Below are 10,870 nucleotides of genomic sequence, written 5' to 3' on the forward strand. Positions count from 1 at the left end.
GACACCGGCGCACGCCGCTGCTGTTCTGGGTCCCCTTCGCGGTGCTCTTCGCCGCCATGTACCTGGCCCCGATCGTCTACGCGGCCGTCAGCAGCCTGTTCGTCGTCCACCGCTCCGGCCTGGGACTGACGGCACCGACGAAGGTCTTCGACCCGATCGGCAACTACGCACAGGCCTTCGGCGACGGCGGTTTCACCTCCTCGCTGGGCCGCGTCGCCCTGTTCGGCGTCGTCCAAGTGCCGGTGATGCTGGGCCTCGCGCTCGGGCTGGCGCTGCTGCTCGACTCCAGGTCGGCCCGCGCCAAGGGATTCTTCCGGCTCGTCGGCTTCCTGCCGTACGCGATCCCCGGGGTGAGCGCCGCGCTGGTCTGGTCCTTCATGTACTCGCCGCAGTCGAGCCCGGTCAACCACCTGCTCGAACCGCTCGGCCTGCACCTCCCCTTCTTCTCCGGCGGCACCGTGCTGTGGTCGGTGGCCAACATCGTGACCTGGGCCTGGACCGGCTACAACATGGTCATCATCTACGCCGCGCTCCAGTCCATCCCGGCCGAGGTCCTGGAGGCCGCCCGCATGGACGGCGCCTCCGCGCTCCGCATCGCCTGGAGCGTCAAGATCCCCGCCGTGCGCGGCGCCATCGTGCTCACCACGGTCTTCTCCATCATCGGCTCGGCGCAGCTGTTCAACGAGCCGGTCGTGCTGCAACCCGTCTCCAGCGGCACCATCTCCTCCACGTTCACCCCGATCATGTCCGCGCAGGCCGCCGTGGCCGCCGGCAACTACCCCTACGCGGCCGCCCAGTCGGTCGTCCTCGCCGTGTTCGTCGGCGCCGTGTCCTTCGTCTTCTTCAAGCTGACCAACCGGGGTGAGCAGGCGTGAGCACCATCTCCACCAGGCCGCCGCGGCTGCGCCCGCGCCGCGAGACGACCCCGCTGAGCCGCACCGCCGTCATGCTGCTGCTGGGCCTGTCCACCCTCTACTTCCTCTTCCCGCTGTGGTGGCTGCTGGTGGCCGCCACCAAGCCGTTCGGCGCACAGTTCGGCGGCAGCGGCGTCTGGTTCGACGGCTTCGGCCTCTTCGACAACCTCGCCCGCCTCAGCGCCCAGGACGACGGCATCTTCTGGCGCTGGATGCTCAACAGCGTCGCCTACTGCGGCATCGGCGCCCTGGTGGGCACCGCGCTGTCCGCGCTGGCCGGCTACACGATCGCCAAGTACGAGTTCCGGGGCCGCGGTGTCCTGTTCGGCGCGGTGCTCGCTGCCGTACTCGTGCCCAAGGTGCTGTTCACGCTGCCGCTGTACCTGATGTTCTCCGGCATCCACCTGATCGACAATCCGCTCGCCGTGCTGCTGCCCAGCATCGTCAGCCCCTTCGGGGTGTACCTGTCGCGCGTCTTCGCGGCCCAGGTGCCGGACGAGGTGATCGAGGCCGGACGGCTGGACGGGGCAGGGGAGTTCAGGATCTTCCGCACGCTCGCCACGCGCATGATGCTGCCCGCCCTGGTGACGATCTTCCTGTTCCAGTTCGTCGAGATCTGGAACAATTACCTGCTGCCCGCCATGGTCCTCGGCGACGACCGTCTCCAGCCCGTCACCGTCGGCCTGGTCGGGTGGAACGCCAGCCATGTGGCGGTGCCGCCGGCGCTGGTGGTCATCGGCTCGCTGGTGTCCATCGCCCCGCTCGTGATCGCCTTCCTGGCCCTCCAGCGGTTCTGGCGCGCCGGCATGACCGCCGGAGCCGTCAAGTGACCCTGCCGAACCGGACCGACCCGACGACCGCCGCAGCGCACCGAAGGACACCCTTGAGCCTCCCCACCCAGGCCGGCCCCGCGACCCGAGGAGTACCCGCCCGCCGCCCCTCGCCCCTGCTGTCGTACCCCGACGGGAAACTCCTGCGCGACGGCCGCCCGCACCGGATCCTGGCCGGGTCGCTCCACTACTTCCGGGTCCACCCCGACCAGTGGGCGGACCGCCTCGAACGGCTCGCCGCCATGGGCCTCAACACCGTCGACACCTACGTCGCCTGGAACTTCCACGAACGTGCCCGCGGCCGGGCCCGCTTCGACGGCCGGCACGACGTGGAACGGTTCGTCCGGCTCGCCCAGGACACCGGCCTCGACGTGATCGTGCGGCCCGGCCCCTACATCTGCGCGGAGTGGGACAACGGCGGCCTCCCCGCCTGGCTGACCGGCACGCCCGGGATGCGGGTCCGTTCCTCTTACCGGCCCTTCCTCGACGAGGTGGCCCGCTGGTTCGACGACCTGGTCCCCCGGATCGCCGCGTTGCAGGCCGCGCACGGCGGGCCGGTCGCCGCGGTGCAGATCGAGAACGAGTACGGCAGCTACGGCGACGACCGGACCTACCTGCGCTGGGTGCGCGACGCCCTCGTCGAGCGGGGCATCACCGAGCTGCTGTACACCGCCGACGGGCCGACCGAGCTGATGCAGGACGGCGGCACCGTGCCCGGCCACCTCGCGGCGGCCACCTTCGGCTCCCGCGCCGCCCAGGCCGCCGGACTGCTGCGCGCGCGCCGCCCGGAGGAGCCGTTCGTCTGCGCGGAGTTCTGGAACGGCTGGTTCGACCACTGGGGCGAGCAGCACCACATCCGCTCCGTGGAGAGCGCGGCCGGAACTCTCGGCGACATCATGGACGCCGACGGCTCGGTCAGCGTCTACATGGCGCACGGCGGAACCAACTTCGGCCTGTGGGCAGGAGCCAACCACGACGGCACCGCCTTGCAGCCGACGGTGACGAGCTACGACTCCGACGCGCCGATCGCCGAACACGGGGCGCTCACCCCGAAGTTCTTCGCCCTGCGCGACCGGCTCCACGCCGCCACCGGCGCGGTGGCCCACCGGCCCCTGCCGGCCGACCCGCCCCTGCTGGCTCCGCGGGCCCTGCCCGTCGTCCCCGGCGCCCCGCTGCTCGACGCCCTGGAGGCGGTGTCCCCGGCGATCCCCTCGCCGCACCCGCTCAGCTTCGAGGAGCTGGGGCAGGCGTCCGGCCTGGTGCTCTACCGCGCGTACCCGAGGCTGCCCCGCGGCACCAACGAGCTGACGGTCACCGGACTCCACGACCGGGCCCAGGTCTTCGTGGACGGCCGACCCGCCGGAGTACTGGAACGGGAGACCGGCACACTGGCCGTCGAGGGAGCGGGGGAGCGGGTGCGACTGGACCTCTTGGTCGAGAACCAGGGCCGGATCAACTACGGGCCGCTGCTCGGCCAGGGCAAGGGCGTCCTCGGCGGCGTCCGCGTCGAACGCCGCCTGGTGCACGGCTGGACGATGCACCGGCTGCCGCTCGACGAGTGGACCCCCGAGGAGGTGGCACGCGCGGCGGCCGGCGCACCCCCGCAGGGCACCGCCGGGTTCGCGACCGCCCGGTTCACGGTGGACGAGCCCGCCGACGCGTTCCTGGCGTTCCCCGGCTTCGGCAAGGGCTTCGCCTGGGTCAACGGCGTTCTCCTCGGGCGCTATTGGGAGATCGGTCCGCAGATGACGCTCTACCTGCCCGCACCCCTCACCGTACGCGGCGAGAACACCGTCACGGTCCTGGAGCTGGAACGCCTCGGAGACCGCGTCGAGATCCGCGACCGGCCCGAGTTGGGGCCGGTGGAGGAGTACGTCGAGACGTTCGAGTGACCGGAGCCGCACGCCCCGCCGACGTCCGCCCCTGCTCACTCACGCCCGTCCCGGCCGCGCTCCGCGCCGGAGGCGCCCCGACGGCGCTTCCGGCGCGCAGCGTTCGGGGCGGGGTCAGGCCGCCGGCCAGTAGGGGGTCTTCCACTTCTGGGCGCTCGTGCCGTTGCACGACCACAGCTGCAACCGGGTGCCGGACGTGCCAGATCCCCCGTCGGCGTCCAGGCACTTACCGGACTGCGGGTTGACCAGCGTGCCGTTGTTCAGCTTCCACTGCTGGTTGGCGCCCCCGTTGCAGCGGTAGAGGACGACGGGGGTGCCGTCCGCCGCGGCGCCGCCGGAGATGTCGAGGCACTTGTACTGGGCGTGGACCGTGCCGTTCTCGGCCAGCACCCAGTTCTGGTTGTCGCCGCCGGTGCAGGAGTACAGCTGGATCGGCGTGCCGTCGGCGCCGGAACCTCCGGTCGCGTCCGCGCACAGGCCGCCCGGGCCCGTGATGCTGCCGGAGGTCGAGTTCCCGATGCCGTTCGTCTGGGTGCTGCCACCGCCGCCGACGGTGATCGACGTGTCCGACTGGCAGGTGCTGCTCGGGTAGGACGAGGAGACGGACGCCGTCACGCGGCCGCCGCCGGCCGCGTCGACCCCGCTGGGAGCGGTGAAGAAGGCCGCCGAGTACGGCTCGTCGGCGCAGGTGGCGGCGGGGTTGTTCCAGTCGTAGTACTCCGTCCAGTCGGCCATGCCGGCAGTCTTGACGGTGGCCCCGGAGCCGACCTGGAGGGAGCCGAGCACGAAGGACGTGCCGGCGGTGGTGTCGCTGACGGTCGCCCGGTACCAGCCGCCACCCGTGGACGCGACGGTGGTCTGGACGTTGTGCCCGGCCGGGAAAGCGGCTTTGAGCCGGCAGGTGTAGCCCGTTCCGTTCTCCGAGAAGGTCTCGCAGTAGGTGCCACTGCCCCCGGCCTGCGCGGCGGTGGAGCCCCAGACGGAGAACAGGTACAGCCCGGGGTCGGTGCGGTCGCGCTGCATGCCGGTGTACCCATGGGTGCCGTTGCTGAAGCCGAACTGGTGGGCCCAGTAGACGTTGGCCCGCCCGGGGTCGGTCAGCACCTTGGTGCCGAAGGTGACGGAGCTCAGCTGGGAGGCCCCGGACCAGCCGTAGTTGGTGTAGCTGCCGGGGGTGGAGCCCGTGGCGGCGGAGGCGGTGGGCGCGGCCGCGTTGGCGAGGCCGAGCACGGCCGCCGTGAGCGGGGCGAGCAGCGCGGCTCGCCGTCGTAGGGGCATGCGCATGGGGGAGTCCTGCCCTTCAGTCGATCACGGTGGGGGGAGTGGCCGTCGGCTTGAAGACGGCCGACGGCGGCGCGGAAACCGCGCTGCGCCGGAACTGTAGACCCCTGGCATCGATAACTCCATAGGCCAGAGCCAGTCATTGCTCTCTAGTGTTATCGCTGCCATTCCACTAAAGTCACGTCCGCTCCGACGACGTTCCGACGGAGCCGTTCCCCTCCGCAGGCATCCGATAGGTGGAGTTCATGACCTCACGCTCGTCCCGAAAGCGCCGGCGCCGGTATCCACCCGCCGTCAGATCCGGCGCGGCGGCGTCGGTCGCCCTGCTGCTCTCCCTGGGGCTGGTGCCGGCCGCCGCCATATCCGCCTACGCCCAGGCCGGCGAGGTCACGGCAACGGGGCCCGGCGCGCCCGGCGACACCGCCTGGAGCCCCGTCACCCCACCGGCCCCGGATCACCCGGCCACCGCCGTGAAACTGTCCCGCGGGGGACTGACCGTCATGGTGGCCAAGGAGTTCCCCCAGGTCATCTCGTACGACCTGGACGGCAGGACCATGGACGGCAGGGCGGCGGTCCTGGACTCGTTCACGATCAACGGCACGGCGCACAAGGCCACCACGACGTCCAGGGCAAGCCGCGACAAGGCCACCTACACCTCCACGTTCGCCGACCTGCCCGGCCTCACCATCACCTCCTCCCTGACCGTGACCGACGGGCACCGCGTGGTCTTCGCCGTGGAGAAGATCTCCGGCACCGCCGCCGCTACCGTCAACCAGTTGGCGATCCCCGGCCAGTCCCTCGCGTCCGTCGACTCCGGTGACCGCGGGGCACAGCTGGCCCGCACCAAGATCTCGACCGACTCCACGACGACCGCCGACCGGTTCATCGACATCACCGGCACCACGGCCCCGGACGCGGCGCCGTCGGGCACCCCCTACGGCTTCGTCAGCAACGCGGAGCTGGCCGCGGGTCTCATCAGCAACGCGACGGACGACGCGGTCCAGGCGAACAACGACAACGGCAACACCCGGCTCCAGTCACGGATCGTGGACGCCGGCGGCGGCGCCCGCCGCGCCGAACTCTCCGTCGGCAACTACACCTACGCCCCCAAGGGCGCGGAGGACCGCCGGGTCGCCCGCTACGAACTGCCGAAGACCACGGTCGTGCTCGCCGCCGACGCCAACGGCGACGGTCAGGTCGACTGGCAGGACGGCGCCATCGCCCAACGCACCGCCACCACAAGCCCCCTCGGCGCCGACCGAGTACCCGAACGAGTCGTCCAGCACATCCCGTTCAACTTCGCCAGCCAGGCCACCAACCCGTTCCTGAAGACCCTCGACAACGTCAAGCGGATCTCCATGGCGACGGACGACCTCGGCCAGTGGGTCCTGGAGAAGGGCTACGCCAGCGAGGGCCACGACTCCGGCCACCCCGACTACGGCGGCAACGAGAACGTGAGGGCCGGCGGCCGCGCCGACCTCAACCGCCTCATCCGCGACGGCGACCGGTACAACGCCGACTTCGCCGTCCACGTCAACGTCACCGAGGCCTACCCCCAGGCGAAGAACTTCAGCGAAGTCCTCATCAAGGGCCAGGCGGACGGCTGGGACTGGCTCAACCAGTCCTACAAGATCGACCAGCGCACCGACCTCGGCACCGGCGCCGTCCTGGACCGCTTCCGGCAGCTGCGCAAGGACTACCCGCAGCTCAAGGGCGTCTACATCGACGTCTACTACTCCAGCGGCTGGCTCGCCGACGAACTCGCCTCCGAGCTGCGCAAGATGGGCTTCGAAGTCGCCACCGAGTGGGCCTACAAGTTCGAGGGCGACTCCCTCTGGTCGCACTGGGCCAGCGACAAGAACTACGGCGGCGCCACCAACAAGGGCATCAACAGCAACATCGTGCGGTTCCTCGCCAACGGCGACCGCGACGTGTGGAACGTCGACCCGCTGCTCGGCGGCTCCAGCATCAAGGAGTTCGAGGGCTGGACCGGCCAGGACGACTGGAACACCTTCTACCGCACCATCTGGACCGACAACCTGCCCACCAAGTTCCTCCAGCACTACGACGTACTGGACTGGGACTTCGGCAAGAGCGCCCGCCTCACCGGCGGCGTGACGGTCACCGGGGCCGGCGGGCAGCGCCGCGTCACCCTGGGCGGCGCGACCGTCCTTCAGGGCGACACCTACCTGCTGCCCTGGGGCGACACCCGCGACAGCACGGGCACCACGTCCCCGAGCAACGCCGACAAGATGTACCACTACAGCGCGTCCGGCGGCACCCACACCTTCGACCTCACCCGACAGTTCGCCGGCAACCGGCACTTCACCCTCTACAAGCTCACCGACCAGGGCCGGGTGGAGGCCGCCCGCGTGACGGCGCACGACGGCCGCGTGGCCCTGACCGCCGACAAGGACACCCCCTACGTCCTCGTGCCCGACGGGGGCAGGGCGCCGCAGTCCGCACCCCGGTACGGCGCCGGAACCGGCCTGACCGACCCGGGCTTCAACGCCGGCGACCTCACGGCGTGGAACCCGCGCGGCGGAGCCGGCGCGGCACGCGCCGACAACGGGGACAACGTGGCCCGCCTCGGCACCGACGCGTCCGGCATCGAGCAGAAGGTCACCGGCCTCACGCCCGGCAAGCGCTACACCCTGAGCGCCGACGTGGAGATCGCCGCGGGCCACCGCCGCGCGACCACCCTCCGCGTCACCCACGGCAGCACGACGGCCGAGAAGACCTTCGACATCACCCCGGCCCGCAACACGATGGCGTCGGACGAGAAACGCGACACCTACGCGCAGCGCGCCTCCGTGGCCTTCACCGCGCCTCGCGGCGGCACGGTCACCGTGTCGCTGGCCGCCGCACCCGGGGACGCCGCGGTCGTCCTGGACGACGTACGGGTCATGGCCGACACCACGAAGCCGCTGCCTCGGTCCGGCGGAGTGGTGGCCCAGGACGACTTCGAGGGCAACCAGCCCGGCTGGGGACCGTTCGTGAAGGGCGACGCGGGCGGCGTCACCGACCCGCGCACCAGCATCAGCGAACTGCACGAGCCCTACAGCCAGAAGTCCTGGAAGAACACCTACCGGCCCTACGACACCGGGACCCTCAAGGGCAAGGCGGTCGACGACGTCGTCGGCGGCAGGCACTCCCTGAAGTCCCACTCCGAGAACGGCGGGCTCGTCTACCGCACGGTGCCGGCCACCGTGCCGTTCACCGCGGGCCACAAGTACGCGGTGTCCTTCGCCTACCAGACCAACCTGGAGGACCAGTGGGCCTGGGTCACGGGCGCGGACACCGTCGACGACGGCAAGGTCGTGTCCAAGGACATCACCCGCGACACGTTCGCTCCCGCCCTGGACACCGCGACCTACTCGAAGGAGATCGTCGCCGGCTGCGGTGACACCTGGGTCGGCCTGCGCAGGACCGGCAGCGCCTCCGGCACGGACTTCGTCCTCGACGACTTCCGGGTCACCGACCTCGGCCCGGTGGAAGGCGGCCCGGCCTGCGCCGCCGTCACCGCCCCCGCCGGTACCGACCTCAGCCCGGGAGTACCCGGCGAGTACACGACCAGCTTCACCAACAACGAGCAGAGCGACGCGACGAACGTCGCCCTGGCCATGGAGGGCCTGCCCGCCGGCTGGAAGGTGGAGGTGAAGGAGAAGGACGGCAACCTCTTCGACACCGTCGAGCCCGGCCGGACCGTCACGACGACCTGGCTGCTCACCCCTCCGGCGGGCGCCGCCGGCACCACGGTCACGTGGCGGACCACGGCCGCCTACGACAACGCCGGCGCCACCAAGACCGTCGCGGCGGGTTCCAGAGCCACGGTCTCGGACGTCCCTCTCCTCGCGCCCGGCTCCATGACGGCGACCGCCGACTCGGAGAACCGTTCCTCGGGGGCGGGGGAGGGCCCGGTGTCGAACGTCCTCGACGGTGCCGAGGACACCATCTGGCACACCGACTACACGGAAGCGAACGCCCCCTACCCGCACTGGGTGACGCTCAAGCTGGGCGCGGAGGCCACGGTCGACGGCTTCGGCTACCTCGGACGGCGGAGCGGCGGGCAGAACGGCCGGGTCAAGGACTACGAGGTCGCCGTCTCGGCCGACGGCACCCACTGGACGACTGTCACGCACGGTTCCCTCGTGGACTCGGCGGCCATGCAGAGGAGCACGTTCGACCCGGTGCGCGCGGCCTACGTCAGGTTCACCGCGCTGAACGCGCTCAACGGCCAACCCTTCGCCGCAGCCGCCGAGATGCGCGTCTACGGCACTCCGGTGGAGCAGCCCGGCGGATACCCGCCGGCGACGCGCCCGGCCGGACGGTCGTAGACCGGCAACGTGGGAAACGCCCTCCCCGGGGTCCGCCGTCGCGGGCCCCGGGGAGGGCGCTCCGCTGGGCGGTCGAGCAGGAGGGTGGGCTGGGCGAATCTTTGCTCGCGCGGGGCCGGCCGGCACAGCGCCGGGCAGAGCCCTGACCGGCAGGCTCCTGCACGGGATCCCGGGGTTCCGGGTGCTCCAGGGCGTCGGTCGCCGCGGCGGCCCGCAGTGCCGCCTCGACCCGGTGGTTGCTGGTCATCGTCGCGGTGACGGCGTTCATGGTGAGGAGGAGTGGGCAGCGAGGGGAGGGCCATCCGGCATTCGTGCCGGGCCTCGTGGTGTCCCGGGCGGTGGTGGTCACTGTGCCGTGTAGCCGCCGTCGACCGGGAGGGCGATGCCGGTGACGTAGCCGGCGCCGTCGCTGCACAGCCACAGGACGGCCTGGGCGATCTCGTCGGCGGTGCCGAGCCGGTCGATGGCCTGGCCCGATTCGGCCTGGCCGCGGTCGAGTTCGCCGCCCTCGACCATGGCGTCGACCATCGGCGTGCCGATCGTGCCGGGGCAGACGGCGTTGATGCGGACACCGCGGGAGCCGTATTCGAGCGCGGCGCTCCTGGTCAGGCCGATCACGCCGTGCTTGGAGGCGTGGTAGGCGGCGCGGCCGGGGTTGCCGACGAGGCCGCCGAGGGAGGAGCAGTTGACGATCGCTCCACTGCCCTGGTCGCGCATATGACGCAGTTCGTGCTTCATGCTCGCCCAGATGCCGCGCAGGTTGACGGCCTGGACGCGGTCGAACTGGTCGGCGCCCTCGTCGGCGGCATCGGTGGGCGGGGGCATGACGCCGGCGTTGTTGTAGGCCATGTCGAGGCGCCCGAACGCCGCCACGGTGCGGTCGACGGCGGCGGCGACCTGGGCCTCGTCGGAGACGTCGCAGACCAGCGCGAGGACGTGTCGGCCCTCGCCCGCGAGCTGCTCGGCGGCGGCGTTCACGGCGTCCTCGCCGACATCGGCGAGCGCGACGGCGGCCCCCGAGGCGGAGAAGGCGCGGGCTGCGGCCAGGCCCATTCCGGAGCCGGCACCGGTGACGAAGGCGACCTGTCCGGTGAAGTCGTAGGTGGGGTTCATGAGGGTGGCTCCCAACGAGCTGGTACGGGCGAGGAGTTCAGTGGGCGGCCTCGATGGTGATCCGCTCGGCCTCGGACAACTGGTCCGCGTCGGCGTCGATATGGCCGAGGATCAGCAGGTCGGGGGAGGGGGCGGGGCCGTCCCGGTGGAACAGGGCGAAGTTGCCCCACGGGGCGTAGTAGGCGAGGTCACCGACCTCGGCAGCGGTCGGTTCGGGCGCGTCGTCGGTGGTCAGCCGCCGTGGCGGGTCGGCGATCCGCTCCGTACCGTGGAAGTCCTCCAGGTCCAGGGTGAGCGGGAGCAGGGACGCCAGGTCGCGGGCGGCGGGGCTGTCGTTCAGGATCGCGTCGACGGGCTGTCCGTCGAGGGTGACGCGGATGTCCACAGTGGTGCTCCTCTCCGGGACGGAAGGGCCGGCGGACGCCGAGGCCTCCGGCCGCTCCGGGGCCGATGCCGCCGAGGCGTTCGGCCGGGGCGAGTTGTCGTCGGAACAGGCGGTCGGA

Annotated in this window: 7 protein-coding genes; 4 read left to right on the forward strand and 3 right to left on the reverse strand. The window is 71.5% G+C overall.

Features of this window, described 5'->3' with window-relative positions:
- The 3 genes from GTW67_RS10410 to GTW67_RS10420 all read left to right on the forward strand — a co-directional run.
- Positions 1 to 875, forward strand: an 875-nt coding sequence (locus GTW67_RS10410; RefSeq protein ID WP_237518772.1) for a carbohydrate ABC transporter permease, incomplete at its 5' end; no start/stop codon positions are given.
- The gene (locus GTW67_RS10415) at positions 872 to 1,744 is read left to right on the forward strand and encodes a carbohydrate ABC transporter permease (protein WP_346010614.1); all 873 of its coding nucleotides are present in this window, start codon (positions 872 to 874) and stop codon (positions 1,742 to 1,744) included. The genes GTW67_RS10410 and GTW67_RS10415, both read left to right, overlap by 4 nt.
- A gap of 116 nt (positions 1,745 to 1,860) precedes the next feature.
- Positions 1,861 to 3,636 (forward strand): glycoside hydrolase family 35 protein, encoded by a 1,776-nt coding sequence (locus GTW67_RS10420; protein ID WP_161164517.1) that lies wholly within the window; start codon positions 1,861 to 1,863, stop codon positions 3,634 to 3,636.
- A 114-nt stretch (positions 3,637 to 3,750) separates the two neighbouring features.
- Here the strand turns inward: GTW67_RS10420 and GTW67_RS10425 are convergent, their stop codons facing one another.
- Entirely contained in the window at positions 3,751 to 4,920 is a 1,170-nt protein-coding gene (locus tag GTW67_RS10425) for a lectin (protein ID WP_161164511.1), read from the reverse strand.
- Between the two features lie 242 nt (positions 4,921 to 5,162).
- Between GTW67_RS10425 and GTW67_RS10430 the strand changes: the two genes are divergently transcribed.
- Positions 5,163 to 9,254 carry an endo-alpha-N-acetylgalactosaminidase family protein gene (locus tag GTW67_RS10430; RefSeq protein WP_161164512.1) on the forward strand — a complete coding sequence of 1,364 codons (4,092 nt, stop codon included), beginning with the start codon at positions 5,163 to 5,165 and terminating at the stop codon, positions 9,252 to 9,254.
- A 345-nt stretch (positions 9,255 to 9,599) separates the two neighbouring features.
- On the opposite strand, the gene GTW67_RS10435 is transcribed toward GTW67_RS10430, so the two are convergent.
- Positions 9,600 to 10,367: an SDR family NAD(P)-dependent oxidoreductase gene (locus tag GTW67_RS10435; RefSeq protein ID WP_161164513.1), complete on the reverse strand. Its 768-nt coding sequence runs from the start codon at positions 10,365 to 10,367 to the stop codon at positions 9,600 to 9,602.
- Positions 10,368 to 10,404: 37 nt separating this feature from the next.
- Entirely contained in the window at positions 10,405 to 10,752 is a 348-nt protein-coding gene (locus GTW67_RS10440; protein ID WP_161164514.1) for a cyclophilin-like fold protein, read from the reverse strand.
- Positions 10,753 to 10,870: the final 118 nt, after the last annotated feature.

It is taken from the genome of Streptomyces sp. SID5910, assembly GCF_009862125.1.
In the GTDB taxonomy this organism is placed as follows: domain Bacteria; phylum Actinomycetota; class Actinomycetes; order Streptomycetales; family Streptomycetaceae; genus Streptomyces.

What these genes read in the sequence shown, in the direction of transcription:
- GTW67_RS10425 (WP_161164511.1), bottom strand. Translation starts at nt 4,920, where the DNA reads ATGCGCATGCCCCTACGACGGCGAGCCGCGCTGCTCGCCCCGCTCACG.
- GTW67_RS10430 (WP_161164512.1), top strand. Translation starts at nt 5,163, where the DNA reads ATGACCTCACGCTCGTCCCGAAAGCGCCGGCGCCGGTATCCACCCGCC.
- GTW67_RS10435 (WP_161164513.1), bottom strand. Translation starts at nt 10,367, where the DNA reads ATGAACCCCACCTACGACTTCACCGGACAGGTCGCCTTCGTCACCGGT.